Source organism: Pseudophaeobacter sp. C1-32P7 (genome assembly GCF_041008775.1).
Classification (GTDB): domain Bacteria; phylum Pseudomonadota; class Alphaproteobacteria; order Rhodobacterales; family Rhodobacteraceae; genus Phycobacter; species Phycobacter gallaeciensis_A.
The window spans coordinates 14,627-39,120 of record NZ_JAXGFR010000018.1 but is presented as its reverse complement, the minus strand read 5'-3'; the positions used below and the strand labels follow the sequence as shown (position 1 = coordinate 39,120).

Annotated in this window: 22 protein-coding genes and 1 pseudogene; 12 read left to right on the top strand and 11 right to left on the bottom strand. The window is 60.8% G+C overall.

Annotated features, from left to right (window positions below; translation table 11 throughout):
* The first annotated feature begins 55 nt into the window (after window positions 1–55).
* Both SM763_RS19740 and SM763_RS19735 read left to right on the top strand, forming a co-directional pair.
* Window positions 56–1,204 (top strand): TauD/TfdA family dioxygenase, encoded by a 1,149-nt coding sequence (locus SM763_RS19740; RefSeq protein ID WP_368999508.1) that lies wholly within the window; start codon window positions 56–58, stop codon window positions 1,202–1,204.
* Window positions 1,201–1,929 carry a class II aldolase/adducin family protein gene (locus tag SM763_RS19735; RefSeq protein ID WP_368999507.1) on the top strand — a complete coding sequence of 243 codons (729 nt, stop codon included), beginning with the start codon at window positions 1,201–1,203 and terminating at the stop codon, window positions 1,927–1,929. The genes SM763_RS19740 and SM763_RS19735 overlap by 4 nt, the downstream gene beginning before the upstream one ends.
* A gap of 444 nt (window positions 1,930–2,373) precedes the next feature.
* Here SM763_RS19735 and SM763_RS19730 read toward each other — a convergent pair whose 3' ends face one another.
* The 4 genes and pseudogenes from SM763_RS19730 to SM763_RS19715 all read right to left on the bottom strand — a co-directional run bounded on the left by SM763_RS19730 (window position 2,374) and on the right by SM763_RS19715 (window position 7,357).
* Window positions 2,374–3,951 carry an oleate hydratase gene (locus SM763_RS19730; RefSeq protein ID WP_368999506.1) on the bottom strand — a complete coding sequence of 526 codons (1,578 nt, stop codon included), beginning with the start codon at window positions 3,949–3,951 and terminating at the stop codon, window positions 2,374–2,376.
* 58 nt (window positions 3,952–4,009) lie between these two features.
* Window positions 4,010–5,073 (bottom strand): annotated as a pseudogene (locus SM763_RS19725) (IS5 family transposase).
* 78 nt (window positions 5,074–5,151) lie between these two features.
* Window positions 5,152–6,078, bottom strand: coding sequence for a carbohydrate kinase family protein (locus tag SM763_RS19720; protein ID WP_368999505.1), 927 nt, complete (start codon window positions 6,076–6,078; stop codon window positions 5,152–5,154).
* Between the two features lie 67 nt (window positions 6,079–6,145).
* On the bottom strand, window positions 6,146–7,357 hold the full coding sequence (locus tag SM763_RS19715; RefSeq protein WP_368999504.1) for an ROK family transcriptional regulator: 1,212 nt from the start codon (window positions 7,355–7,357) through the stop codon (window positions 6,146–6,148).
* A 181-nt stretch (window positions 7,358–7,538) separates the two neighbouring features.
* Between SM763_RS19715 and SM763_RS19710 the strand changes: the two genes are divergently transcribed.
* The 4 genes from SM763_RS19710 (at window position 7,539) to SM763_RS19695 (ending at window position 11,138) form a co-directional block, all read left to right on the top strand.
* Entirely contained in the window at window positions 7,539–8,549 is a 1,011-nt protein-coding gene (locus SM763_RS19710; RefSeq protein WP_217593298.1) for a sugar ABC transporter substrate-binding protein, read from the top strand.
* Window positions 8,550–8,662: 113 nt separating this feature from the next.
* Window positions 8,663–9,745 (top strand): ABC transporter permease, encoded by a 1,083-nt coding sequence (locus tag SM763_RS19705; protein ID WP_065272378.1) that lies wholly within the window; start codon window positions 8,663–8,665, stop codon window positions 9,743–9,745.
* Entirely contained in the window at window positions 9,721–10,515 is a 795-nt protein-coding gene (locus tag SM763_RS19700) for an ATP-binding cassette domain-containing protein (protein ID WP_065272377.1), read from the top strand. The genes SM763_RS19705 and SM763_RS19700 overlap by 25 nt, the downstream gene beginning before the upstream one ends.
* Window positions 10,512–11,138: a nucleoside/nucleotide kinase family protein gene (locus SM763_RS19695; RefSeq protein WP_368999503.1), complete on the top strand. Its 627-nt coding sequence runs from the start codon at window positions 10,512–10,514 to the stop codon at window positions 11,136–11,138. The genes SM763_RS19700 and SM763_RS19695 overlap by 4 nt, the downstream gene beginning before the upstream one ends.
* Before the next feature lie 47 nt (window positions 11,139–11,185).
* On the opposite strand, the gene SM763_RS19690 is transcribed toward SM763_RS19695, so the two are convergent.
* Complete coding sequence (locus SM763_RS19690) at window positions 11,186–11,971, bottom strand: shikimate dehydrogenase family protein (RefSeq protein WP_368999502.1); 786 nt, start codon at window positions 11,969–11,971, stop codon at window positions 11,186–11,188.
* Window positions 11,972–12,055: 84 nt separating this feature from the next.
* Here SM763_RS19690 and SM763_RS19685 point away from each other — a divergent pair, with 84 nt between their 5' ends.
* The 6 genes from SM763_RS19685 (at window position 12,056) to SM763_RS19660 (ending at window position 18,548) form a co-directional block, all read left to right on the top strand.
* Window positions 12,056–12,721 carry a GntR family transcriptional regulator gene (locus SM763_RS19685; RefSeq protein WP_065272374.1) on the top strand — a complete coding sequence of 222 codons (666 nt, stop codon included), beginning with the start codon at window positions 12,056–12,058 and terminating at the stop codon, window positions 12,719–12,721.
* A gap of 25 nt (window positions 12,722–12,746) precedes the next feature.
* On the top strand, window positions 12,747–13,760 hold the full coding sequence (locus tag SM763_RS19680) for an ABC transporter substrate-binding protein (protein ID WP_274830612.1): 1,014 nt from the start codon (window positions 12,747–12,749) through the stop codon (window positions 13,758–13,760).
* A 78-nt stretch (window positions 13,761–13,838) separates the two neighbouring features.
* Window positions 13,839–14,606 (top strand): ABC transporter ATP-binding protein, encoded by a 768-nt coding sequence (locus tag SM763_RS19675; protein ID WP_368999501.1) that lies wholly within the window; start codon window positions 13,839–13,841, stop codon window positions 14,604–14,606.
* The gene (locus SM763_RS19670) at window positions 14,599–15,399 is read left to right on the top strand and encodes an ABC transporter permease (protein ID WP_274830610.1); all 801 of its coding nucleotides are present in this window, start codon (window positions 14,599–14,601) and stop codon (window positions 15,397–15,399) included. The genes SM763_RS19675 and SM763_RS19670 overlap by 8 nt, the downstream gene beginning before the upstream one ends.
* Window positions 15,400–15,423: 24 nt before the next feature.
* Complete coding sequence (locus SM763_RS19665) at window positions 15,424–16,641, top strand: FAD-dependent oxidoreductase (RefSeq protein WP_368999500.1); 1,218 nt, start codon at window positions 15,424–15,426, stop codon at window positions 16,639–16,641.
* A 224-nt stretch (window positions 16,642–16,865) separates the two neighbouring features.
* Window positions 16,866–18,548, top strand: a complete 1,683-nt coding sequence (locus tag SM763_RS19660) for a calcium-binding protein (RefSeq protein WP_368999499.1) — start codon at window positions 16,866–16,868, stop codon at window positions 18,546–18,548.
* 130 nt (window positions 18,549–18,678) lie between these two features.
* Here SM763_RS19660 and SM763_RS19655 read toward each other — a convergent pair whose 3' ends face one another.
* From SM763_RS19655 to SM763_RS19630, 6 genes are all read right to left on the bottom strand, one after another.
* Entirely contained in the window at window positions 18,679–19,986 is a 1,308-nt protein-coding gene (locus SM763_RS19655) for a TRAP transporter large permease (RefSeq protein ID WP_274838020.1), read from the bottom strand.
* On the bottom strand, window positions 19,986–20,492 hold the full coding sequence (locus tag SM763_RS19650; RefSeq protein ID WP_065272367.1) for a TRAP transporter small permease: 507 nt from the start codon (window positions 20,490–20,492) through the stop codon (window positions 19,986–19,988). The genes SM763_RS19655 and SM763_RS19650 overlap by 1 nt, the downstream gene beginning before the upstream one ends.
* Window positions 20,493–20,558: 66 nt before the next feature.
* A complete protein-coding gene (gene dctP, locus SM763_RS19645) occupies window positions 20,559–21,557 on the bottom strand; it encodes a TRAP transporter substrate-binding protein DctP (protein ID WP_065272366.1) in 999 nt (332 codons plus the stop codon).
* Between the two features lie 82 nt (window positions 21,558–21,639).
* Complete coding sequence (gene leuD, locus SM763_RS19640) at window positions 21,640–22,230, bottom strand: 3-isopropylmalate dehydratase small subunit (RefSeq protein ID WP_274831513.1); 591 nt, start codon at window positions 22,228–22,230, stop codon at window positions 21,640–21,642.
* A complete protein-coding gene (gene leuC / locus SM763_RS19635) occupies window positions 22,227–23,624 on the bottom strand; it encodes a 3-isopropylmalate dehydratase large subunit (protein WP_368999498.1) in 1,398 nt (465 codons plus the stop codon). The genes leuD and leuC overlap by 4 nt, the downstream gene beginning before the upstream one ends.
* A complete protein-coding gene (locus SM763_RS19630) occupies window positions 23,621–24,436 on the bottom strand; it encodes a GntR family transcriptional regulator (protein WP_065272363.1) in 816 nt (271 codons plus the stop codon). The genes leuC and SM763_RS19630 overlap by 4 nt, the downstream gene beginning before the upstream one ends.
* Between the last annotated feature and the right edge of the window lie 58 nt (window positions 24,437–24,494).

Genomic DNA, 24,494 nt, shown 5'->3' with positions numbered 1-24,494 from the left:
CCTTTCCCGTGAAATGCTGCATGGCAGAAAGCAAATCAACAAACGCGGCTCCTCCATGAACGATCTCAGCTCCTCCCTCGCTATCCCTGCCGTAACCGGTCTTGGCGAAAAAGGCCTCTACATTACGCTGCCCGACGGCAAGACACACTACTTCAACTACTACTGGCTGCGCGACAACTGCCCCAGTTCCTTCAGCCCCGTCACGCGCGAGCGCAGCTTTGACATCTTCCACCTGGACGTAGCCCCGCGCGCCAAAACTGCTGAGGTCGAGGGCGACATACTGGTGATCGAGTGGCTGGGCGAGGACCACGTCACCCGCCTGCCCCTGTCCTGGCTTGAAACCTATGCGGGCGGCAAGACACGCCACGATCCCGCCGATCTGTCGCGCGTCGCCTGGTTCGGCGACCACTACCCCTCGGTCCCACGGTTTTCCCAGCCAGAGCTGGTGGCGGACGACACCACCCGCGCCAAATGGATCGAGGCAATGCTGGTGCACGGCTTCACCATCCTGACCGACATGCCGGACACCGATGAAGGGCTGACCGAAACAGCCGAGCTGATGGGCTGCGTGCGCCCGACCTTCTTTGGCACCTATTTCGATGTGAAGACCCACATCAACCCGACCAACACCGCCTATACCGCTGGCGCGCTGGAACTGCACACCGACACCCCGGCCGAGGAGTTCGCCCCCGGCATCCAGTTCCTGCATTGCCGCGTCAACACGGTTGAAGGTGGTGACAGCCTTTATGCCGATGGCGTTGCGGTGGCCAATGACTTCCGCCAGCGCGACCCCGAGGGTTTCAAGCTGCTGACCGAGGTACCGATCCCGTTTTACTGCGAACATGACACCTATGATGCGCGCTCGCGCCAGTATGTGATCGAGCTGGATCAGCACGGAGAGGTTGAGGGCCTCACTATCAGCCAGCATATGGCCGATATCTTCGACCTCGACCAAAAACTGCTGGACGATTACTACCCAGCCTTCTGCCGCTTTGGTCGGATGCTGCAGGAAGAGAAATACATGATGCGTTTCCTGATGAAGGGCGGCGAATGCATGGTCTTTGACAACCACCGCATCGTGCATGGCCGCGCCGCCTATACGGCAACCAGCGGCGACCGTTATCTGCGCGGCTGCTACGTGGACCGCTCCGAAATGCGCTCCACCTATCGTGCGCTGGTCAGCGAAGGGCGGTTCAAGGCATGACCTACGCAGCAACACTCCCCGATACCGAGACGGTCCTGCGCGCGGATCTGGCAAATGCCTTCCGTATCTGCCACATGCTGGGGTGGTCGGAAAGCGTCGGCAATCACTTCAGCGCAGCGGTCTCAGCCGATGGGCAGCAGTTTCTGCTAAACGCCAAATGGCAGCATTTCGACACCATCGCGCCAGAGGACTTGCTGTTGCTGGACAGCCAGTCCAGGGAAACACCCGCAACGGCGGATGCCTCGGCTTGGTGTGTACACGGCACCCTGCACCGCCGCCTGCCCGAGGCACGGGTGGTGCTGCATGCCCATTCGCCCTATGCGACTGCGCTGGCCTGCCTCAAGGACCCGACGATGGTGCCGATCGACAATAACACGGCCCGGTTCTACGGGCGCACGGCTTATGACCTTTCTTTTGGTGGCATTGCTGATGCCACCGAGGAAGGCGAGCGGCTGGCCGATGCGATTGGCGACAAATCGGTACTGGTCATGGGCAACCACGGCGTCACCATTGTCGGCGATACGGTGGCGGAGGCCTTCGAGGATCTCTATTTCTTCGAAAAGGCCGCTCAGACCCTGATCCTGGCCCGCTCGGATGGCAGCCCCCTTGCCGTTTTGTCAGATGCAGTTGCGCAGAACACGGCAGACGGGTGGCGCGCCTATCGCGGCATGGCCCAGAAGCATTTTGAATACCTTTGTAGCGTACTCTCGCAGAGGCAACTTTGAGCACTCCCCCGAACCCAGAGGTCACAGAAACAACAGGTTACCGGGAAATAAGGGTTTCCACGGCGATTAGACGGCACAGTTTAAGCGTTGCCTGCATCAAGGGGGGCCGCTAGCACCTTCAATGGTGTCTGCTAGGCGCACGAAGTGGCCTTTGCAAAGCCGAGGCTCCTTGAGGAGGGAACAGGCATGACTGGCCCTAGGGCGGACATTTGACAGGATGATCAAACTTACTGCGCACCTCCCCAAAGCAGCCTTTCATGGCACCGCACAACTTGGTCCAAGGGGGAGGCGACTTCCTCAGTGCGCGCACTGTCGTTTGCAGTCAAATTTCTGCTGTGGTTCCTCCTCGAAAGGATCAGTTCAACGAAAGTCAGTGCGGCCTGAAAAGCGCGAAGCAGAGATCCTTTTGCCTCGGAGGCAAGATACGGCGCAATCCTTATTGCGTCATATTCCAAGAAGAACACGGGATGCGCGGATAAGCACTCTTGGGTCGAGATCGGTACGCGCCACGGGAGGAGGCGGGGTTACACGACCTGTCAAACTCGCGACCGCAGTTCGTGCAGAGCGAACTGAGTATTCCACCGTGAACACACAGTCCCGAGGGAGTTCGCAATACTGTCCTATCACGGCGAAGTTGCGAGCCCCATGCGGGCGCACATCCGGGCGGTCCCCCGCTTGACGCGGCATGAACTGGCTTGTGATGTAGGGCATCCGGCAGGGAACGATTTTCGCACTCTCAAACCATTTTCGCTGATCACCCGCCAAGCGCAGATGCCCGCAAAGCTCTTCGATGATTTCCAGCCCGGTCGCTTCCCACATTGGCTTCTTCACGAAATCTCCTTTGCGGTCACCTCGTAATCCATAGCCCCAGAAGGTGTAGGTGCCGTGTTTTTGCCCCCTGAAATGCGGCTGATGGAACAGCACAATAGATAGCGTCCAACCGGAATCGGCAAATGTCACTAAGCCGCCTGTACCAGTTCGGTTGTTGGTAAAATCCTCCATGAATTCGAAGAAATCGGGGCCGTCCATCGTCACCGTAAATGAGTTCCAGCCGGTCTTGCCTGTGTCGCCGCAGAACACTTCAGGCTTGCCAAAGCCTTCGTGCTGCGACGCCAGCTTCCGCCAGAGGCTCCAGCCACCTGCGACTTGTTCGTCGAGCAGCGGTGCGCGGTCCGCGGATCCGAGCACCGATCCATCGGTCATGGACCCCAATGTAAGGTAGACGCCGTCGTCCAAGCCGACCTCAACCGTTTTGTGATCGTCCAGGGTCAGAGAGGTGACACGACGGTCCTGCCGCGTGCCTTCGATCGTCACGTCGGTCACGCATTTGTCAGTCTCGATGCGTACTCCGCGGGCCTGCAGCCAAGTCAGGATCGGGGCAATCATCGAGTCGTACTGATTGTATCGTGTCCTTAGAATGCCGGTGATACGGGTGAAGCCAGGGAATAGGTGGATGAAGCGACGCAGGTATCGCCGCATCTCGACCAAGGAATGCCAAGGCTGGAACGAAAACACTGTGGACCACATCAACCAGAAATTACTGTCGAAGAAGGTGGGCTGGAACCAGTCGTCTATCCTTTGAGCGCCCAATCCGGTTTCCGGGTACAAGAGCAGTCGGTTGAGATCGACGATATCTTGCGCGCCGAGTGTGAGATCATAGCGATCTTCTGCCGGCTTTCCGCCCCGAATAAGGCGGCAATTGGATGAGCCCGGCACCATTCGGTTGAACTCGAAGATATCATCCTTGGCAGACTTCGCCGGATCGCTCGTCAATGGAATACTTTCGAGCAGATCAAAGGTGCAGGCAAAGTGTTCCTCGAACATTCGACCGCCCCGGACCAGGTAGCCGGTCTCTGCGTCACCCGCCCCGTCAAGCGACCCGCCGACGATACCGAGTTGTTCGTAGATGCACATGTCCTCGCCATGCACACCTGCGTCCCTGCAAAGAAACACCGCCGCCGACAAACCAGCGATACCTCCACCTACGATATGGTGCTGTGACTTCGTTGCGTCTTCGGGCATGACCCGCCTCTCCTGTGATAGAACTTTTCACAGTTTGGACAGGTTTCATGTCCACGCTTTAATCCCGATCAAATCCGGGAGAGTTCTGTCTGTTCGGCCCTGAACCCACCTCAACTGCGGCCTTTTTTTTGCAAATCGGTTGAAGGTGGATCTTCCCTTTCCCCGGACGGATTTCGCCTATAACCACTGTGACAGGTATGCCAAGCGCAGTGCAGCCGTTCAGCACGGCGATGCGGACCTGCAGCTCCGCGACCTGGCGCTCGAAGTCACGCACCATCAGGGATTGGCCGAGCAGCTTGATGCAGTTCATCTTTGACTTGGCCCGGCTCCGGCGGTGATATCCACTCCATCGTCGCCAAACAGCGCCGCCGAGGTATCGAGATGCATTGACGGTCTCGTTGCCGACTATGGCCCCGGCGCTGGTGGGTTTCCAAGGTTTGGCGTTCTTGCGCGGCAGGATGACAGCGGCAGCATCTCGAGCGGTAATGGCCTCGTGGCACTTACGGGAGTCGTAGGCCCCATAGGTGGTGACCGTCGCGATGGCCTGATCCGCTCAGATCTGATCCAACAGGTCCGGTAGTATGGCCGCGTCACCGATATTGCCGCCGGTGATCTCGACGGCTCTGACCTTCAGCGTTTACTCATGAATTCCGATGTGTATTTTGCGCCAGATCCGCCGCTTGGAGCCACCATGCTTTCGGGCATTCCACTCACCTTCGCCCTCAGACTTGATACCGGTGCTGTCCGCTGCCCGGCAAGGTATTGCGCAGCAATGCCTGAGAGGGGATCAGAAGGTTCAGCGGGCGATAGGAGATGCTCACGTTCAGCGTTCGCTGGCGGCGGCACAAGGTGCTGAAGTCAGGCACGGTCCAGTCCAGCCTGACCATATGAAGAAGGCTCTGCATGAACCCGGTTGTCTGCCGCAGTGGCATGCCGAACATCACGGCAGGTCTGGATCGCCGCATCGCTGAAACTCGGCTGCCTCCCACGTTTCCCGGTCGGCGGGGGCTTTCACGCCATGTCGGGATCGAACCAGATCGTTAGCGATCCGCGTTGCTTCAACGCTTCATTGTAAGACGACCAGTTCGTGGTCTTGTACTTCGTAGAGACCCAACTGCTCATGCCTCAAGCTACCAGGCTGGTTTCATGCCGTGAACCCCACGACCCATTTGCGCAACAAGGCCAATAGCTGCGATATTGTCAGAGTTCGCGCGCCCAGGGCGGGTTCGCACCCGCGCGGGAGACGGTCACGGCGGCAACACCTGCGCCGAAAGACAGCGCATTTGCAAGCATGTCTGCGGGCAAGTTGCGCAGGGCCGCTTTTTGTAAGACGCCCAGTTCGCTGAGCCGGGCCAGCAGGCCGGCGTTGAACGTGTCCCCAGCTCCGACCGTGTCGACGATTTTGACAGGCAATGCGGGCGAATACACCTCTACTCCGCCCGCCAGAAACCCCGTCGCCCCCTTACTGCCCTCGGTCATGACCACCACAGAAGGACCCTTGGCTTGCACGACCGCAACCTTTTCCGGCAGCGGCATCGGCCCTGGAACAATCCAGTTCAGGTCTTCATCCGACACTTTCACAATGTCCGCCAGCGCCATCATCTTGTCCAGGCGGGCGCGGAAACGGTTGATATCTTCGATAAAACCCGGCCGGATGTTCGGATCCAGCATCACCGCGCGGGATGCGCCTTCGCGCGCCAGAAGATCCTCATAGGCGGTGGCGCAGGGTTCGCAGGCCAGGCTGATGCCGCCGAAATAGAGCGCCGTGATATCCTCCGGCAGCAGCGGCATATCAGCAGGCAGCAGCATCCGGCCAGCCGAGTTTTCATCGAAGAAGCTGTAGGCCGCGTGGCCATCCGTCAGCTTGACAAAGGCCAAGGTCGTCGGGCGATCCGAGGTGATGACATGCGCCGTGTCCACCTGGCTGGCCTTCAGGTCCTCGACAAGCTGCTGACCGAACATGTCGCGGGACAGGCCGGTCAACATACCGGTCTGCACGCCAAGCCGCCCAAGCGCGATGGCGGTGTTGAACACGGCGCCACCGGAATGGGGCACAAACCCGTCGCGCCCGCCATCGGTCGGGGTCGGGATCATGTCGATCAGGGCCTCACCACAGCATAGGATCATGACATTCGCTCCGCGTAGTGCTGCGCTGCTGCCGCACCTGCGCGCGGGATTTTGCATTGAAACCGGGTCAAAGCGCGGCCAGCCCGGCGTTGGTATCGAGTAGGAACTGCGTGAAGATCGGACCGCCGGCAGCGCCAATGCTGCGGGCGTTTTTGCCAACAACTCCCGCCTCGATCTGCGGCGAGATCAAACCGCGCTTATCTTGATTGGCCAGATAGCGGCGCACGCGTTCGACCAGTTCCTCACGCACAGCGACCGGGAAGGCGCCATCGATGATGATGGCTTCAAAATCGATGACGGAGCATATCGACAAGGATGCCTTTGCCAACTCCTGTGCCGTTGTGCCGATCCAGGCCTCCACATAGCGTTCCAGACCGCTCCAGTCCTGCGGTTTGCGCCAGAGGATTTCGGGACCGATCCCGGCCTCTACCAGGCGCGCCTCAAGCAGGTGCAGCGACGCGGTATCGATCAGTTGCAGGCTTTCGCCCAGGGGGCCGGTGGTACGCATCGATCCCAGCGCCCCGGCATTGCCCCGATTGCCTTCGAAAACGGTGCCATTCATCGCCACCCCGCCGCCGATGAAGGACCCAATGAAGAAATAGGCATAATCGCGGAAATCCTTGCCCCGCCCGAACATATGCTCGGCCTGACAGGCCGCCGTGGCATCGTTCACGACAAAAACCGGCAGGTCGCTGAACCTGGCCACTTCTGTGGCAAAATCGACATCTTCCCAGGATTGAAATTCTTCCGCAGCGGCTCCGGTCAGATCATGCCACTTCCACAGCTCAAAAGGCCGCCCGATGCCGATGCCGCAGACCCGGCCCTGCTGCTTTGCGGTCAGGCCGGACAGAAGGGTTTCAAGCCCGTCTTTCAGGAATTCGAAGATCGCGTCCGGCATGGGATAATCATAGGTCGTACGCAGCTGCTGGCGCACGTTGCCGGCAAAATCCAGCAGCAGCAGATCCGCGCTCTTGCGGCCTAGGTTCATGCCCACGGACAGAGCCCCTTCCGAGCCGAGTTCGATGGGAATCGAAGGCTTACCGACCTTGCCCTTGACCGGCTCCCCCCGCTGGACGAAGCCGTCGTCCTCCAGCCTGCGCAGGATGGTGGAGACCGTAGGGCGGGACAGGCCGGTCCGGCGGGCGATCTCGGCGGCGGACACGGCGCGGTGGCGAAACAGAATGGACAGAATGAGGCGTTCGTTGTGATCGCGGACACCCCGCTGATTCACCCCGGCACTTCGTTCTTTGATACTGACATGGTCCATTCGGACGAACATAGTTTGCCGCCTTTCTTCAGGAAAGATACTCTGTGGCGATTAGTTAGTAAAGTTAACAAACAAATTGACACCCTATGAGGAATCAGGCTTTTTAGGGCTCACGACCTGCCCAGATCGCTCTAGGCGGGTCCGGTTGGAGAGGAGCCAGCCGGATTGAGAACAATAATTTCGGGAGGACCACGTGAAAAAACTCATGACCATTTCCGCGCTCGCCCTGGCCTCGGTGGCTGGCGCGGCGCATGCAGAGATCAACGCCTGTCTGATCACCAAGACCGACACCAACCCCTTCTTCGTGAAGATGAAGGAAGGCGCGACCGCCGCAGCCGAAGCAAACGGCATCAATCTGTCCACCTATGCGGGCAAGATTGACGGCGACGTGGAAAGCCAGGTCGCAGCGGTTGAGACCTGCATTGCATCGGGGGCCAAAGGCATCCTGATCACCCCGACAGACAGCCGCGCCCTGACGCCCGTCATCACCCAGGCCCGTGACGCCGGTGCGCTGGTGATCGCACTGGACACGCCGTTCGAACCTGCCAATGTGGCCGATGCGACCTTTGCTACCGACAACTTCAAGGCCGGGGTGCTGATTGGCCAGTGGGCCGCAGCAAAGCTGGGTGACGAGGCTGCAAACGCCAAGATCGCTCTCCTGGACCTGAACGCCTCGGAAATCTCGGTGGACTACCTGCGCGACGGCGGGTTCCTGCAGGGCTTTGGCATCGACATCAAGGACCCCACCGACATCGGCGATGAGGATGACCCGCGCATCGTTGGCCACGACGTGACCAACGGCAACGAAGAAGGTGGCCGCACGGCGATGGAGAACCTTCTACAGATCGACCCGGGCATCAACGTGGTCTACACGATCAACGAACCTGCCGCTGCCGGCGCCTATGAGGCGCTCAGATCGGTGGGCCGTGAAGACGATGTGCTGGTCGTTTCCGTCGATGGCGGCTGCCCCGGCGTGCAGAATGTCGGCGAGGGCGTGATCGGCGCAACCTCCATGCAGTTTCCGCTGCGAATGGCCTCGCTCGGTATCGACGCGATCAAGGCCTGGGCCGAGAACGGCACCAAACCGGCGAACACCGAAGGGCTGGATTTCTTCAACACCGGCGTTGAACTGATCACAGATGCGCCGGTCGACGGTATCCCGTCGCTCAGCTCGGCCGACGGCCTGAAGAAGTGCTGGGGCTAAATCCAGCAAACACCACAGGACCGGGGCAGCAAATGCCCCGGCCAAATGCCATCAATCTAAACCTTTGACCGTATCAGAGGCCGTAGCATAGGCTTCAGGCCGGGGAGGTCGTCATGTCAGAGACATCCGGAATGGGCTCAAAAGGCCAACACTACGAACAGGTTCTGGAGGGAAGTGATACACGCGTCGCCCAGTTCGAAGTTCGCAACACAACGCTGCTGAGCCGGGTGCAGCATATCCTGCACAACAACCCAACCTTCGTGCCGGTCATCGTGCTGGTCATCAGCCTGCTGGCCTTCGGGCTGATCGCCGGAGGGCGGTTCTTTTCCGCCTTCAACCTCAGCCTGATCCTGCAGCAAGTGTCGATCATCGGCATGCTCGCAGCAGCGCAGTCACTGATCATTCTGACCGCGGGCATCGATCTGTCGGTTGCGGCGATCATGGTGCTGATGTCGGTCATCATGGGCAATCTGGCGGTCAACTTGGGCGTGCCCAGTCCCTTTGCGATCCTGTTGGGGTTCGCTGGGGGCATGGCGGCGGGAGCCATGAACGGGCTGCTGATCACCAAGGTCAAACTGCCCCCCTTCATCACCACGCTCGGCACCTGGTCGATCTTCTTTGCGCTCAATCTCTGGCTCTCCGGAGCTCAGTCGATCCGCAGCCAGGACATCGACGATCAAGCGCCTTTCCTGAAGTTCTTCGGCAATGCCTTCAATATTGGCGGCGCCCGCATCACCTTTGGCGTGATCCTGATGGTCGTGATCTTTGTTGCGCTCTGGTACATGCTGAACAAGACTGCCTGGGGGCGCCACGTCTACGCCATAGGCGACGATATGGAGGCGGCGGAACTGTCCGGCATCCGCACCGAGCGCACGCTGGTCTCGGTCTACATGCTCGCCGGTCTGGTCTGCGCCATTGCGGGCTGGGCTTCGATCGGACGGGTCGGCTCGATCTCGCCGCAATCCTTTTACGAAGGCAACCTGCAGTCCATCACCGCCGTGGTAATCGGTGGCATCTCGCTGTTTGGCGGGCGCGGATCGATCCTTGGGGCGCTCTTCGGGGCGCTGATCGTCGGCGTTTTCCAGTCGGGGCTGCGCATGGCCGGGGTCGATGTGCTCTGGCAGGTCTTCGCCATCGGCTGGCTTATCATCATCGCGGTCGCCATCGACCAATGGATCAGGAGGGTTTCGGCATGACACCAGTCGTTCAGGCCAAAGGTATCGTGAAACGCTATGGGCACGTCACCGCCATCAACCATTCGGACTTCGAACTGCGCCCCGGGGAAATCCTGGCCGTGATCGGCGACAACGGCGCGGGCAAATCCTCGATCGTCAAGGCGATCTGCGGCGCCACCATCCCGGATGAGGGGGAAATCCTGATCGAAGGCAAACCGGTCAGTTTCTCTTCCCCCATCGAGGCCCGCGACATGGGCATCGAGATCGTCTATCAAACCCTCGCCCTGTCCCCCGCCCTGTCGATTGCCGACAACATGTTCACCGGACGCGAAATCCGCAAACCCGGATTTCTGGGCAAATACCTACGGATGCTGGACAAACCGGCGATGGAGAAATTCGCGCGGGAAAAACTGACCGAACTTGGCCTGATGACGGTGCAGTCGATCAAGCAGCCGGTCGAAACGCTGTCAGGTGGTCAGCGGCAGGGTGTCGCCGTCGCCCGAGCGGCCGCCTTTGCCACCAAGTTCATCATCATGGATGAGCCGACAGCGGCCTTGGGAGTCAAGGAAAGCCGCAAGGTGCTGGAACTCATTCAGGACGTGAAGGCGCGCGGCATCCCGATCATCCTGATCAGCCACAACATGCCGCATGTGTTCGAAGTCGCCGACCGGATCCATATCCACCGGCTGGGCAAACGGCTCTGCACCATCGATCCCAAGGACTATACCATGTCCGATGCCGTGGCCTTCATGACCGGCGCCAAGGAGCCACCTGCCCAGGACGCGGCATGAACGAGCCTGAAGTGATCGCCGAAAGGCTGCTGGATCCCATTCTGACAGCGCCGCGCTCCGGACAACGCAAACTTGTCGCTCTGGCCGGACCGCCAGCCTCTGGCAAATCCACGCTGGCTGCAGTCCTTGCGGACAAGCTGAACGAGGCCGGGTGCCAGACCCAGGTCGTGCCAATGGATGGCTTCCATCTCGACAACGCCATTCTAACCCAGCACGGTCTTCTGGACAGAAAGGGCGCGCCGGAGACCTTCGACGTGGAAGGATTGCTGCGCCTTATCGGCGCCCTGCCCGATGCACCGTCGGTGATCTTCCCGGTTTTCGATCGGGACCGCGACATCGCCATTGCAGGCGCGGGCCTACTTCCCGAGACATGCGACACCGTCATCGTCGAGGGCAATTACCTGCTGTTTGATGCCCCCGGATGGCGGGAGCTGCGCCGCTTCTGGGACTTCTCGATTTCTCTGAACGTCGACCTTTCCACTTTGCGCCAACGTCTGATCGATAGATGGCTCCACCACGGTCTCCCGCATAGCGAAGCCGTGGCCCGCGCCGAAGGTAACGACCTTGAAAACGCCCGCCTGGTCGCCGCGGCCTCGCTCAAGGCAGACAAGACGATCAGCTAGTCTTCAGTGTCAACCTAGATAAAAAAAGGGAGAAGGGCGGCGTCGGCTCATGCATCCTTGAAAACAAAAGACGTCTGAACTGAAATTTGCCCCCGCCCCAAGGCTGCGGCGTCCACGATCTGCTTGCCCAGCTCAGCGGCCAGTCGCAGGAATTTGCTTTCGCCCTGTAGCCCGGCGATATCGCACACGGCCATGCACTCCCTGATCCGCTCAGCCGGGAACAGCGGACCAGCGGTCTGATCTTTCCCGGTCGGGGTTGCGTCAATCAGAATGTCTGCCGCGCGATTTTCCTCCCAAATGCGGACCTCGGGCCAATGCGCGCGCAGGATGGCTGCCGTTTCCGCCAGCCGCCCCTCATCCGTGTCGCTGAGAACAACGTCGCTAACGCCCGTTTCGCACAGCGCATCGGCAATGGCCCGACCGGCGCCGCCGCCTGCCCCCACGATATGCGCCGACCGACCAGAAACCGGCACCCCAGAAACGCGCAGCGCCTCCATAAGGGCCAGCCCATCCGTCATGTCGCCAACAAGCGCATCACTCTCACGGCGCAGGGTATTCACGGCCCTGATGCGCCCGGCCCGGTCCGTCACCCGGTCCGCTTCCTGAAAGGCCGCCTGTTTGTGCGGATAGGTGATCGAGCAGCCCAGAAACGTCTCGGAGGCGCGCAGCAGCGTCCAGAACTCTGTCAGCACAGGGGCCGGAACGTCCAGGGGCAGCATCCGGCAGTCGATACCGCGGGTGCGAAACCAGTCGTTCATACCCGGCGGCGACACCACCCCCGCGACGGGGGCACCGATAATCGGCAGCAGCTTGGTCGTCCCTGAGATGTCCATAATGCGGCGCTCCGAAAGTTGAAGGTTGACAGCAATGTGAGGCACTTTTAAAAATATCCAACATTTTTGCGTATATGGAATGAAATGATCTTCTCTGGCAAGAAAAATGAAGACAGCACCATCGTCGAACTGCTGGCGTCCTCGCTACGGAAGGACATCGCGTTCGGCACCCTGCTGCCGGATCAGAAGCTGAAGCTGAATGAGCTGCGCAGCCGCTATGGTGGCTCCAACCATTCCATGCGGGAAACCCTGCGCATCCTGTCCTCTGAAGGTCTGGTCGAAGGCGCCGCGCAGCGCGGGTTTCGCGTCACCTCGGCGACCGAGGACGACCTGCGCGACATTCAACTTGTCCGGCAGGAAATTGAAAGCATCGCCCTGTCGCGCGCGATCGCACTGGGAGATGTCGCCTGGGAGGGGCAGGTCGTTGCCGCCCATCACGCCCTGCAAAAGGCCGAGGCCGCCGTAGCCACGACCCCGGACGATCTGACGGCGCTGGAATGGGATGATGCCTGCCGCGCCTTTGCCACGGCATTGATCGCGGCCTGCGACAGCCCGCGCCTGATCGATTTGCAGCGCAAGTTCTTCGACCAGAGCCGCCGCTTTCGGCTGGCGCTGCTGCGCGAAGGCAAGCTGAACTGGGCCGCTCGCAAGGCCCGGCAAAAAGCGCTGCTTGATGCGGTTCTGGACAGAGACGAAACCACGGCTTTGGCCCTGCTGAAGGAAGAGATCGGAGCAGATCTGAAGGCGTAACACTGATCTATAAGGGAGGAAGATCATGATGAAACTCAATCGCCGTAAGGCATTGGCCCTGATGGGCGGAACCGTGGCCGCGACGGGGCTTGCCGCCCCTGCGCTGGCCCAGAACAAGAAAATCAAGGTGGGCGCGCTGCGCTTCACCTCGCATTCTGCCAGCTTTATCGCGCAGGAGCGCGGCTATTTCGCGGATGCCGGGCTGGATGTGGAACTGGAGTTCTTCCAGGCAGCGCAGCCGATGGCCGTGGCCATCGCATCGGGCGATGTGGATTATGCCGTAACCGCCATTTCCGGCGGGCTGATCAGCCTCGCGGACAAGGGCGCGATCAAGGTGATCGGCGGCGCCCTGACCGAAGAGGACGGCATCGACGGACAGAAGTACCTGATCTCGGATGCCTCTTATCAGGCCGGTATCAAGACGCTGAAGGACCTGGACGGCAAGAAATACGCCGTCACGCAGGCGGGTTCGTCCTTCCACTACATGGGCGCCAAAATGGCCGCTGCCGAAGGCATCAATCTCAGCTTTACGCCGCTGCAGAAGGTCGGCGCGATCATCGGCGCGATGAAATCGGGCCAGGTCGATGGCTGGTCCATCGTGCCCCATATCGCCAAACCGCTGGCGGCCGCCGGTGCCTGGCACATGGTGGGCAACGTGTCGGACTACATTCCCGACTATCAGGTGACCACTGTCTTCACCTCGGCCAATAACGCGGCCAAGGAACGCGGACTGACCGAAAGCTTCCTTCAGGGCTTCTCGCGCGGGGTCGATGATTATGCCGCAGCCATGATCGATGGCACGGCGGATCAGGACGAGATGGTCGATCTGATCCACAAATACGTCTACACGGATCGCCCCCGCGAAAAGGCGGCCCCCTCGATCATCAATGGCACCATGCGGCTGAGCCAGGGTGCGGCGCTGAATATCGCCAGCGTTCAGGATCAGCTGAGCTGGTTCCAGTCCGAGGGGCTTGTCGATGGCGATATCACGCTCGACACGCTGGTCGACGATTCCTACGTCAAAACGCTGGGCGCCTAAGCCACGCCTTGTACGTTCTTCCGGGCGCCTTGCTTTTTGCGGGGCGCCCGTCCTTCTCCTGTAGTCAAAGGACAGCGCATGGACATCCGTCTGGACGGCATCAGCCATTCCTATAACGATTTCGAAGTGATGCGGGATATCTCTCTCGACATCGCGGACGGGCAGATCGTTTGCATCGTGGGACCGTCGGGATGCGGTAAATCCACCCTCTTGCGCTTTATCGGCGGGCTTGAGCGCCCCAGTAAGGGCCAGGTTCTGCAACTGGGTACACCGCCCGAGGGGTGCCTGAACCCGCTCACCTATATCTTTCAGGATTTCGCCCTGCTGCCGTGGCGCAGCGTCTCGGGGAATATCTCGCTGGTGCTGGAGGACCACGGCATCAAGGGCGCCGAGGCAAAGCGGATTATCGACGATGTGCTGGCCCGCACCAAGCTCAGCGATTTCTCCCAGGCCCTGCCCAAGCAACTGTCGGGTGGCATGAAGCAACGCGTCGCAATCGCACGTGCCCTTGCGGTGAAGCCCGCCGTGATGCTGATGGATGAACCTCTTTCTGCGCTCGACAGCCAGACCCGTGAATTGTTGATGGACGATCTGGTCGATCTCTGGATGCGCCAGCCGTTCACTGCCGTCTACGTGACGCACAACTTGGCCGAAGCGGTCCGACTTGGCCACAAGGTCGTGGTTCTGTCGCGTCGCCCCGGCCAGATCCGGGAGATCGTCGAAATCAACAAACCCCTGTCCGAGCGCGCCTTTGGCGATGCTGATCTTGATGCCCACCAGAAACACCTGTGGCAGCTGATGCGCGAAGAGGCGCGGGCTGCAGATGCGGAGCTGATCCATGTCTGACATGACACAAGAAAAACCCGTCGCATTCCGGGGCGGTGGTTTTGCGCCGCACTCACGTCGCTGGGTCGGCGTGGCCGTTTTTGTCGCCCTGATCCTGCTGGCGGAATGGGGCACCCGCACGGGTTGGATTTCCGCCCTGACCCTGCCGCGCCCCTCGGACGTGCTGGATACCTTCCGGGAGCTGTATGACAGCGGCATGCTGTTCAAACACCTTGGCCCGTCGCTGACCCGTCTGGCGGTTGGCGCTGCCATCGGCGCCTGCCTTGGTATCTGTATCGGGGTGCTGATCGGCCTGTTTTCCTACATCCGCTCCGGGCTGGTGCCGCTGGTTGCGGCCATATTCCCCATTCCGAAAATCGCGCTGTTGCCGCTGTTCGTGATCTGGTTCGGGATTGGCGAGGGATCGAAATATGCGCTGATCGCCTTTGGTACCTTCACCCCCACGGTGGTCGCTACCTACAGCGCTGTCGACAATGTCGACCGCACGCTGATCCGCATGGGGCAAAGCTTTGGCCTGTCCTGGTGGTCCATCGTGCGCAAGATCGTTCTGCCGGGCGCCATGCCGGGGATCCTGTCCGGTCTTCGCATAAGCCTTGCCATCGCAATCATCCTTCTGGTCGCGGCAGAAATGCTGGGCGCGGAATATGGCATCGGGGCCTATATCCTCGAAGCGGGCTCCCTTTATGATCTGGAACGGCTGTTCGCTGGCGTGGTGATCCTGTCGCTTCTGGGCGTCATCACCAGCGCAGTGATCGGGTTTATCGAACGGCGCCTGCTGGGGTGGCGGACATGATGGCAAAACCCGAAAGCGACTATGATGTCGTCATCACAGGGGGCGGCGCAGGGGGGGGTTGGTGCCGCACTTGGCGCGGCCCAGTCCGGGGCGCGGGTCCTACTGGTCGAAAAATACGGTTTCCTTGGCGGCGCCGCGACCAACGCACAGGTGCTGGCCTACTGCGGTTTTTATCAGCAGGGGCCTGAGCCCATCAAAGTCGTAGGAGGGGTAGCCGATCTGGTCCTGGATGAGCTGCGCAACCTCGGGCTGGATTGCGCACCGTTTCAATCGCCGACGACGCTCAACTGGATCATCCTTCTGGAACCAGAAGCGGTCAAACTGGCACTGGACCGGGTGCTGGCGGCGCAGGGCGTTGACGTGTTGCTCCATACCCGCGTGGCTGCTGTGACACGCACGTCGGATCGTATCGAAGCGGTGACATTGGCCGGTATGGACGGGCGAACCCGGGTGGTGGCCGAGGCATTTGTGGATGCCACCGGAGATGCCAACCTGTCATTGGTAGCCGGTATTCCCTGCCGCACCGGGGATACCAACGGCAACCTGCAGGCAATCTCGGCACCCATTCGGATCGCCGGGCGTGACCGGTCACAGCCAATAGACCGCGAGGCCATCAAGGCAGCCTTTGCACGCTACAGGCGCAATGGACGCTGGCCCTCTGCCCGCGATGACGGCGGCATCTACACCGAAGTACCCAACACCGGTGAGATGTGGTGGATGATGTTCGACCACCCGATGCCAGATCTGAGTTCCGCCAGTTTCAGCACGGCCGAACGCGCCGCGCGCGAAGCGGCACACGACTATGTCGCGCTGCTGCGTTCTGATGTGCCTGGGTTTGAAAACGCCTATCTGGTGCAGACCGGCCCGCAGATCGGCATCCGGGAAAGCCGCCACCCGGCAGCCCGCTATGAACTGACCGGAGAAGATATTGCCACCGGCCGCCAGCGCGACGACGAGGTGGCCAAAGCGGCTTGGCCAATGGAGGATCACACGGTCCCCGGGCAACCGATTTATACCCCCGTAGGCGGAACCGGGTGTGCCTCCATCCCGCTGGACGCCTTGCGCGCCAAGGGCGTGGATAACCTCTATTTCGCCGGGCGCACCATCGGCGCTGATCCGATGGCCTATGCCTCTATTCGGGTGATGGGCACCGCCTTTGCGACCGGAGAAGCCGCTGGACGGGCCGCCGCTGCCCCGGGGCAAGGCATGGACGCGCAACAGGAATGGCGTAAACTGGGTTGACCCCCAGCCCAATCGCACCAGCCCAGCAATTGCCAGCCGCTGACATCGGCGCAGCGCTGGTAAGAAAAGCTGGTGCAATTGCCGTCAGCGAATCAGGCTATGGACTGTGCCGACAGAATTTCCACTCAAAGATGATATCGATCAAAGTGTAGCGACTGCGCTTGCATACACTGGCCAACGTTCAATGCGACAGCACCAGGGCGTGCTTAACGATGGAGACGGTTATGGCAGATTCAGTTTCAACCTCCGGCGGCGCCGCTCAAGGCGACCTATATGGTGATCTTTGGGTGCTGACCCGGGATCTTGACCCAAGTGATGGCGGCGGCAACGGTGAACCGGTGCTGGATGAGAACGGCCAGATCGTGCCGATCGGCTATAATCCTGAAACCGGCGAGACCTTTCCGATCCACCTCGTCGAAGGCGGAGAAGGCGAATACGAAGTCCCAGCTGACCAGCTGGATTACATCCAGGAAATCGAGATGGAGCGGGCAAACATTATGCGCTCGCCCGATCAGGTGGTCGAATCCGCTCTGGAAGAGGCGCTTGGCAAGATCAACGCCGGAACCGAGATCTCGACTGATGCGTCGGGCCGCATCATGGTGGACGGTGTCCTGATCGATTCCCCGCGCGAGAACCTCGCACTTTACAAGCTGATCATGACCGCAGGCGGCGCAACAAGCTGGACCGAGGTTCAGGCGAATGTCGCCGGGAACATTCCGCAATCGCTGATCGACCTGATGAACGCGGGCTGGAACCCCACCGGGCTGCTGGCCGGCGTCTTCTCCAAGTTCCACCCGGTCAGCATGGACGCGACGCTCACCGCGCATACCTTCATGGGGGTGAACGAAGTCACCGGTTCCGGCGACACCCAGACAATCGACTATTTCGGCTTTACCGACGGCAGCGCAGAGACCTTCGACTATGACCGTATCGCCACCTATGGAGATGCCTGGGTCCAGTGGTACCAGGACATGGACGGAGATCCCTCCGACCTTGAGGCAGTGCAGCGTACACTGCTGGACGTGATCTGGGGCAAGGACCGCAACGGTGATGGCGTCAATGACGTTGGCACTGGCAAGGACTGGGTGGACGAGTACATGACACTCTCTGCCGATGGCGAGAGCTATGAAATGGCCGAAGGCTCGGCCGCCGGGATCAACGACTGGGCTCAGTCGGTGGAAGACGCCCGCGAAGCCATCTACGTGCTGCATGAATATGTCGGCACCACGGAAATCGCTGCGCCAGAGGCGACCGACGACGTCATCGAGGGTAGTTCCTACGCCGACTACATCGCCTCCTGGGGCGGTGATGATCTGATCCTTGGCCACGAAGGCGACGATCTGATTGACGGCGGCGAAGGCAACGACACGCTGAAAGGCAACCTTGGCGATGACAGCCTCGAAGGTGGCGCGGGCAATGACGTTGTGCGGGGCGGGTTTGGCGACGATGTGCTGGTCCGCGGTGGCGGCAACGACAAGCTGTTTGGTGGTCGCGGGTCCGACAAACTGAACGGCGGCGCTGGTGAAGATACCATGGACGGTGGCGCGGGCGATGACATCCTGCGGGGCGGCCGCGGCGCCGACCTTTTGACCGGTGGCGACGGAGCCGACGATTTCTTTTTCCGGCTTTCGGGTCCGAGAGGGACCGACACTATCGCCGATTTCGCGAGCGACGATCTCGATATCATCCGACTGGACCGGATCGACGCTGACAGCTCCACTGAAGAGGACGACGCCTTTACCTTTATCGGCAGTGCTCACTTCAGCGGCACCGCAGGGGAACTTCGCGCCGCGGATCGTGGCGATTTCCAGCGCATCGTCGGCGATGTGGACGGTGATGGAAATGCAGACTTCGTGATCAAGGTCCTTGGCACCGATGCGGCGGAGGCCGACTGGTTCGCGCTCTGACCTCACCGCCCCGGGCGTAGCAATGAAAACGAAGAACGCTGCCAGCAACACATGCTGGCAGCGTTTTCATTTCCACGATGCGATGCTCACAGCAATTTGCCCCATGGCTTGCCGCGCTTTGGCAAAGCAGTCACAACCCCGGCAGCCACAGCGCCAGCTGGGGAAACAGGATCAACAAGGCGACCAGCAGCATCGAGCAGGCCATATAGGGAAAGGCCGACATGTAGATATCGCGCATCGTGGTATCCTTGGGCGCTACCCCTTTCATCACGAAGAGCAACAGCCCGAAGGGCGGCGTGGTGAAGCTGATCTCCAACGCCAGCAGGATGATCAAACCGAACCATATCGGATCGAACCCCAGCGAGGCCGCCAGCGGAAAGAAGATCGGCACGGTCAGCAGCATCATCGAGATCTGCTCCATGAACATGCCCAGCAGCAGCAGCACACAGAACATCACCAACAGCATCGCAACCGGCGCCAGATCAAAGGAGGTCGCCCAGCGGATCAGCCCGCTGGAGGCACCGGAAAAGGCCAGCAGCTGGCTGAAAGTGGCTGAGCCGAACACGATCAGATAGGCCATCAGCGTCACTCGCAGCGCGCCGACGACGGACTTCTTCATCGCCTCCCAGCTGAGACAGCGAAACAGAATGGCAAGGATCAGGACCCCAAGCGCGCCAAAGGCGGCGGCCTCGGACGGGGTGATCAGCCCACCAACCATGCCGATGACGATCAGAACCATGACCGACAGCATGGGCAAGACGTCTCCGAACAGCAGCCGCGCCTTTTCGCCAAAGGTGAGCGTCTCAACCTCATAGGCAGGGGCAGCTGTCGGATCGATGCGGGTCTGCAGATAGATGACACCGATATAAAGGCTGGCCAACACCAGCCCCGGCAGGATCCCCGCGATCAGCAGCGCGCCGACGTCGATGCGGGCGAGCGTCGCAAGCAGCACCGCCAAAGCAGAGGGCGGAATGATGATCGCCAGACCACCGGTGCCAAGGATCGGCCCGATCGACATGTGCTTCTTGTATCCGCGGCTGGTCATCTCGGGCACCATTAGGCTGCCCAGCAGCGCGGTCGAGCCCATGGAGGATCCGGACAGCGTTGAAAACGCTGTCCCGCCCAGCACAGTCACATAAGACAACCGCCCGGGCAGCTTACCTAGAAGCCGGTCGATGGCATTGAACATCCGTGCCCCAAGGCCAGTGTGAAAGAAGACCTCTCCCATCAGCAGGAACAGCGGGATCGGCACCAGCGCATAGTTCGTCAGCCCGCCAAACCCGTTGTTGAGCAGCAGCGTGATCCCCTTGGCACCGCCCATGAAAAACCAGGCGCCAACAATATTGGCCGCCAGAAAGGCAAGCGCGACCGGCATGCCGATGGCCATCAGAACCAGGATCGAGCCCAGCAGCAGGGCCAGTGATTCAAACCATTCCATTATTCGTGTATCCCCGCTTCGCCCGAATGCATCAGGTCGCTGCCAAATACGAAACGGGAAAATTCAATCGCCATCAGTCCAAAGCTGACCGGAAAGGCGATCGTCAGGATCCATTTCGGAAAGTAGTAGGCGCGCACGTCCAGATCATTGCGCGCGATATTGCCCAGAAACAGCTCTGCGCCCTTCCAGGCCAGGATCACCGACACCAGAACACAAAGCGCGGCCACCAGGCGGCTGACCACCCGGCGCACCTCAGCGGGCAATGCAGCGGTGATCAGTTCGATATGCACATGGCCCTTTTCCCGCACCAGCCAGGGGGCGCCCATCATGGTCATGTACAAAATGGCGTATTCGGATGAGGTGAAAAGCCAGGCAAAGGGCTGAAGCCCAGCATTGCGCATCACCACGGACAGGGTGACCGAAATCATCAGCCAGACCAGCATGAACCCCGCGATGCCCGCCATCGCATATAGGAAGCCTTGATAGAGCTTTCCGACCATTGCCATTTCTCATCCTTTCCAAAGGCAGACGGCACGCCGGACCCGCGATCCGGCGTGCCGCCCCGTGGCTGTTTACTTGTCGTAGAACAGCTCGATCAGCTTGTCGTAGTTGCCGTCCCCCTGGGGGCTGTCGGCCATCAGGCCCTTCATGCGGTCCCAGGTTTTCTGCGTGGCGGCCGCCAGATAGGCGTCGGCGGCGTCACCTTCCAAGGTCACGACTTTCATGCCGGCCTCTTCAAGGGCCGCGAAATCCGCGTCGCGCAGGGCACCCAGTTTGGCGGCGCTTTCCGCCTCGTGGGCGATTGCGACATCCTGCAGGATCTTGCGCGATTCCTCGGACAGGCTGTTCCACTTGTCGAGATTCACGATGGTGCCAAGGTCGGTCGAGAAGAAGCAGGGTTCGATCCGGTAGTTCAGGAATTCGTTCCACTTCAGATCGATCAGGCCGATCTGGGTCCAACCGGTCGCATCCACCACGCCGCGCTCCAGCGCCGAATAGACTTCGGTGGTGGGCAGGTCGATCACCTGCGCGCCCAGATATTCGGTGAAGAATGCATTGTAGACCGCGTTGCCGCGCAGTTTCAGACCGGACACATCAAGGTTGCCGTCCGCGTCCAGCTTCGGCTCATTGCGGGTCCACAGGTTGTAGCAGACTCCCGAGTCGAACCAGCCGAGGTATTTGACGCCCATCTTTTCCTGGTGGATCTGGTCAATCAGTTCCAGACCGCCATTGGCGCGGGTTTCCACCGCCGTCAGGTTTGAGGTCACAAGCGCGTCTTTTTCCGGCAGGGCGCCGGCATAGAAGCTGCCCGGTGTGTAGACCATGTCCACAACGCCCGAACGCACCGCGTCCGGCTGCTGGAACATGCCGATGGCCTCGGGGCCGCCACGGACCTCGATATTGACGACACCTTCACCCGCCGCGTTCACCTTGTCGACGAACTCAAGGAAGGATTTGGTGTAGATCAGCGATTCCGGAAAGGCGTGTACGGCGGTCAGCGTGTCTTCGGCAAAGGCAGCCGAGGTCATCGCCGTGGTGACAAGGACTGCACCAATCATACTGTGCTTCATTTTGTCTTTCTCCCTGGTGATGGGGTGCCTTGTGACGCCCCTTTGGTTGTGGCCTCGGCCCCCAGCAGGGCCCGTTGCCGTTTTACGTCGCGGGCCAGGCCCATGGGTGCTGAGAAGCACGGGCCGCCCGAAACGTTGAAATCCGTTCTTGGTGCTGAGCGGTCAGGTCGATGTCGTCCCAACCGTTGACCAGTTTTTGCTGCCAGACGGGGTCAATCTCGAAAGAGACCTCCTGCCCGGCGATGCTGGCACGGCCAGCAGCCAGATCGACGGTGGCCGCCACATCATTGCTGCCGATGGCGCTGATCAGCGCCTCGATCTGTTCTTCTGGCAGGCGTGCGGGCAGCAGGCCGTTGTTGACGGCGTTGCCAGCAAAGATATCGCCAAAACTGGGGGCGAAGACTGCCTTGATCCCGAAATCCACCAGCGCATAAACGGCAGCCTCGCGGCTGGAACCGCTGCCGAAATTGCGCCGCGTCACGAGCACCGAGGCGCCGGGATGCAGGTTCAGCACATGCACGTCGTCATCCTGACGCGCATCGTGCAGCAGAAATTGGCCATACCCCTCGCTGCGCGGCGCCGACATGAACCGCGCCGGGATCAGCTGATCCGTGTCCACATTCTCCTGCGCCAGCGCCACCGCCCGGCCTTCGATCTTGCTCCACCCACTCATGACCGGCCCTCCAGCAGCGGGCGCACATCGGCAAGATGTCCGGTAACGGCGGCGGCGGCGACCATGGCGGGACTCATCAGATGGGTCCGCGCGCCGCGTCCTTGCCGCCCGCGGAAATTCCGGTTGGTGGAGGAGGCGCAGCGTTTGCCCGCCTCGACCAGATCGCCATTCATGCCCACACACATGGAACAGCCAGCATCGGCCCATTCCAGGCCCGCATCGGTAAAGATCTGCGCCAGCCCTTCAGCCTCGGCCTGTTTCTTGACAACGGCGGATCCCGGCGATACCAGACCGGGCACCTTGGCCTGGCGTCCCGCCAGAACCTTGGCCGCGAGGCGCAGATCCTCGATCCGGCCATTGGTGCAGGAGCCGATGAACACCTGATCAACCGCGATGTCCTCAAGCGGCATCCCTGCTTCAAGGCCCATGTAATCGAGCGTCGCACGCGCCTGACCCTGCTTTCCTCCGGGCAGGTCTGCCGGGCGCGGCACACGGCCAGTAATCGGCAGCGCCTCTTCCGGAGAGGTACCCCAGGTCACCGTCGGGGCGATCTCTGCGGCTTCGATTGCAACCTCCTGATCGAAGATGGCCTCCGCATCGCTGTAGAGCTTTTGCCAATCCGCCAGAGCAGCCTCCCAGGCGGCACCCTTCGGGGCGAAATTGCGCCCTTTCAGATAGTCGAAAGTGATCTGATCCGGCGCGATCAGACCCAGCCGGGCACCACCCTCGATGCTGAGATTGCACAGGGTCAGGCGACCTTCGATGCTCAACGCCTCAACCGCGCTGCCCGCGTATTCGATTGCGTGACCCCTGGCGCCATCCGCGCCCAGTTCAGCGATCCAGTGCAGTGCAAGATCCTTGGCCGTGACACCAGCGCCAAGGGCGCCATTGACCGAAATCCGCATGGTCTTGGGCCGACGCTGCCAGATCGTTTGGGTTGCCAGAATATGGGCGACTTCGGTCGCCCCGACGCCAAAGGCCAAAGCCCCAAGCGCCCCGTGAGTGGAGGTATGGCTATCCCCGCAGTTGATCAGTAGTCCAGGCAGCGTCAGCCCCTGCTCGGGGCCAAGCACATGCACAATGCCCTGCCCCGGATCGTGCAGATCGAACAGCCGGATACCCTGTGCCCGTGCATTCTGGCCCAGAGTGTCGATCATCCGGCGGATATCGGGCGCGACAGCGCCCGGTCGTGTTGGCGCATAGTGATCGACCACCGCAAAGGTCAGATCAGGTTCGGCCACTTTCAGGCCCCGCTGCGCCAGCTTGGCAAAGGCGTGGTGCGAGCCTTCGTGCACCAGATGCCGGTCCACCCACAAGAGGGACATGCCATCGTCGCGTCGCATGATCTCATGCGCAGCCCAGAGCTTGTCGAACAGGGGCTGCGGGGTAGTCATTCGGCTGCCTCTTTGCGGGCCGGATTGATCACCGGCTCCCAGTGGCGGGTTTCGCCCACGCCGACGTGGTTCAGCGACATCTCAAGCCGGAACATGTCAGGCCGGTAGAGCGCAGCAAGGTATTCGACTCCGCGGCCTTCCTCGTCGCGCACAACCCGGTCGAGGGACAAGAGCGGTGCACCGATCCGAACACCCAGCGTTTCCGCAACTTCCGGAGAGGCCAGCGTCGCGCTGACCGTCTGATGGGCGGAGTCGACTTTGACGCCCGAGCGCTCCAGAAGGCGGAACAGTGGCGTCGTGGCCAGTTCAGCCTCTGTGTAATTCTGCGCGATTTCTTCCGGCACCCATGTGGTCAGATGGGAGAAAGGTTCATTTTCAACCAGACGCAGGCGTACCGCTGTTTGAACCCGCACCTGCGCCCCAAGGCCCAGCGCCTCGGCAACGCCGCCGGGCGCAGCGCCATAGCTGAAGGAGAGCAGCCGTGCAGTGGTGTTCTGCCCCATTTCAACCAACTGCGGCATCAGGGTACTGAAGTCCGCCGCCATCGAAGGACTGGACTTCTGCGCGCAGACCGTTGTGCCGGATCCGACACGGCGCTCAACCAGCCCGTCCTTCTCCAGCACATCTAGCGCCCGACGCACAGTGACACGGGACACGCCCAGAGTCGCGGCCAGCTTCTGCTCACCCGGCAGCACGCTCCCCGGCGCGTAGACACCACGGGTAATCTCTTGATGCAGATGCAAAAAGACACGCTGCGCCTTGCCCCCTTCAGGCAGACCTTTGCTTGCGGAAGATGCCAGATTCTGTCCCATATTTCTCCTTTCACTGCCTCTCAAGCCTAGCGATGGTTTTTTCAAAAGCAACAAATCT

Bases quoted from the DNA above. Each gene is read 5' to 3' on its own strand.
- SM763_RS19740 (WP_368999508.1), top strand. From the start codon at position 56: ATGAACGATCTCAGCTCCTCCCTCGCTATCCCTGCCGTAACCGGTCTT.
- SM763_RS19735 (WP_368999507.1), top strand. From the start codon at position 1,201: ATGACCTACGCAGCAACACTCCCCGATACCGAGACGGTCCTGCGCGCG.
- SM763_RS19730 (WP_368999506.1), bottom strand. From the start codon at position 3,951: ATGCCCGAAGACGCAACGAAGTCACAGCACCATATCGTAGGTGGAGGT.
- SM763_RS19720 (WP_368999505.1), bottom strand. From the start codon at position 6,078: ATGATCCTATGCTGTGGTGAGGCCCTGATCGACATGATCCCGACCCCG.
- SM763_RS19715 (WP_368999504.1), bottom strand. From the start codon at position 7,357: ATGTTCGTCCGAATGGACCATGTCAGTATCAAAGAACGAAGTGCCGGG.
- SM763_RS19705 (WP_065272378.1), top strand. From the start codon at position 8,663: ATGTCAGAGACATCCGGAATGGGCTCAAAAGGCCAACACTACGAACAG.
- SM763_RS19700 (WP_065272377.1), top strand. From the start codon at position 9,721: ATGGATCAGGAGGGTTTCGGCATGACACCAGTCGTTCAGGCCAAAGGT.
- SM763_RS19695 (WP_368999503.1), top strand. From the start codon at position 10,512: ATGAACGAGCCTGAAGTGATCGCCGAAAGGCTGCTGGATCCCATTCTG.
- SM763_RS19690 (WP_368999502.1), bottom strand. From the start codon at position 11,971: ATGGACATCTCAGGGACGACCAAGCTGCTGCCGATTATCGGTGCCCCC.
- SM763_RS19685 (WP_065272374.1), top strand. From the start codon at position 12,056: ATGATCTTCTCTGGCAAGAAAAATGAAGACAGCACCATCGTCGAACTG.
- SM763_RS19680 (WP_274830612.1), top strand. From the start codon at position 12,747: ATGATGAAACTCAATCGCCGTAAGGCATTGGCCCTGATGGGCGGAACC.
- SM763_RS19675 (WP_368999501.1), top strand. From the start codon at position 13,839: ATGGACATCCGTCTGGACGGCATCAGCCATTCCTATAACGATTTCGAA.
- SM763_RS19670 (WP_274830610.1), top strand. From the start codon at position 14,599: ATGTCTGACATGACACAAGAAAAACCCGTCGCATTCCGGGGCGGTGGT.
- SM763_RS19665 (WP_368999500.1), top strand. From the start codon at position 15,424: ATGTCGTCATCACAGGGGGCGGCGCAGGGGGGGGTTGGTGCCGCACTT.
- SM763_RS19660 (WP_368999499.1), top strand. From the start codon at position 16,866: ATGGCAGATTCAGTTTCAACCTCCGGCGGCGCCGCTCAAGGCGACCTA.
- SM763_RS19655 (WP_274838020.1), bottom strand. From the start codon at position 19,986: ATGGAATGGTTTGAATCACTGGCCCTGCTGCTGGGCTCGATCCTGGTT.
- SM763_RS19650 (WP_065272367.1), bottom strand. From the start codon at position 20,492: ATGGCAATGGTCGGAAAGCTCTATCAAGGCTTCCTATATGCGATGGCG.
- dctP (WP_065272366.1), bottom strand. From the start codon at position 21,557: ATGAAGCACAGTATGATTGGTGCAGTCCTTGTCACCACGGCGATGACC.
- leuD (WP_274831513.1), bottom strand. From the start codon at position 22,230: ATGAGTGGGTGGAGCAAGATCGAAGGCCGGGCGGTGGCGCTGGCGCAG.
- leuC (WP_368999498.1), bottom strand. From the start codon at position 23,624: ATGACTACCCCGCAGCCCCTGTTCGACAAGCTCTGGGCTGCGCATGAG.
- SM763_RS19630 (WP_065272363.1), bottom strand. From the start codon at position 24,436: ATGGGACAGAATCTGGCATCTTCCGCAAGCAAAGGTCTGCCTGAAGGG.